At 60.7% G+C, this 871-nt stretch carries 1 protein-coding gene; it reads right to left on the bottom strand.

Features of this window, described 5'->3' with window-relative positions; all coding sequences use genetic code 11:
* Positions 1 to 503 precede the first annotated feature (503 nt).
* The coding region (locus AC1DS3_RS39115) for a helix-turn-helix transcriptional regulator (protein ID WP_477129424.1) at positions 504 to 871 on the bottom strand (368 nt) is incomplete at its 5' end.

The raw sequence follows: 871 nt of genomic DNA, 5'->3' as shown, positions 1-871 counted from the left end.
GTGGCCCGGTTCGCGGGGCCGTGCTCGCACCACACCGCGCTCGTCCTCCGAGACAAAACCACGAAACCAGCCACACCCGAAACGGCGCAGCCCCTCGCGCCGCGAACGGCAGATGTGGGAACGGTCACCGCATGCGAGGCCAGGGGCTGCACCACGTAACCATTGGGTCATGCAGTTGCGATGTCCTCTGGGTCGGTAGGATTCGCCAGCCAACACTCCGGGCCGTACGACGCAACCACCGAGGCCCAGATAGCCTTATTGCTCTGCCCCCGGCAGGGCGGCTTTCTTTTCGTTAGTTTTCTTTGCCGGTCAAAGAAAAGTGACCGGCAGCCCCCGCAGGGGGATGTCGTATGGCCCTTGGGTCCAAAAACCAACACCGAAAAAATCAAAGCCCAACCACAAAACAAGAGCCAACGGTTCTGCCCTTGGGTCCAAAAACCATCATCGATCCCAAAAGCCAAAAGCGCCCAACGCCTAAAAAGCCCCAGCCCGCCCCCCAAAAATCACCGAAAAAACCCACTCGGCGGCACCCCAAACTGCCTCCTAAACATAGTAGAAAACGCACTAGGACTCTCATATCCCAGATCCAACGCCACATCCACCACCTTAGCCCCGGCGGCCAGCCCCTCCAACGCCGACAGCAACCGAGCCTGCTGCCGCCACTGCCCAAACGTCATCCCGGTCTCCCGAGCAAAGCGCCGCTGAATGGTCTTGGGATCCACTCCCAGCCGCTCCCCCCATTGCGCCAAAGTCAGCGCTGTATCGGGCGCCCCCACAATCGCATCGCAGATCTCCCGCAATCCGGCATCGGCAGGACGCGGCAAGTGCAACGGCAAGGTCGGCACCAGCATGACTTCATCCAGCAATAACC

The organism is Cupriavidus sp. 01L46 (assembly GCF_056399905.1).
Note: the sequence above shows the minus strand (reverse complement) of the source record. Positions and strands in the feature narration are given on the sequence as shown.